1 pseudogene is annotated in these 281 nt (G+C 52.0%); it reads right to left on the bottom strand.

Going from position 1 to position 281, the window contains the following annotated elements:
• Positions 1-281, bottom strand: a pseudogene (locus CWC11_RS21180) (adenosine deaminase); the annotation flags it as partial.

Here is a 281-nt window from a genome sequence, read left to right on the forward strand (position 1 = left end):
TACTGGTCAAGCAAGATTCAATACCGATACGGTGATCGCGCAAATAATCCATCAGCTTGGGGTCTTTAGCGGCGTTAACGCCGTGGCCGATGCGGTCAGCCCCTAATCCTTCAATGGCTTGCCAGATACTGCGTGAATCTTCGGCCTCGCCAGCGTGAATAGTCGCTCGCAAGTCGGCTTTGTGAACTTGCCTAAAGTGATCAACAAACAACTCCCCGGGGAAGCCCAACTCATCACCAGCTAAATCAACGGCGACCATGTGCTCTTTGAAGGCTAAGATG

The sequence above is a fragment of the Pseudoalteromonas sp. S3178 genome (genome assembly GCF_005886985.1).
Lineage (GTDB): Bacteria > Pseudomonadota > Gammaproteobacteria > Enterobacterales > Alteromonadaceae > Pseudoalteromonas > Pseudoalteromonas carrageenovora.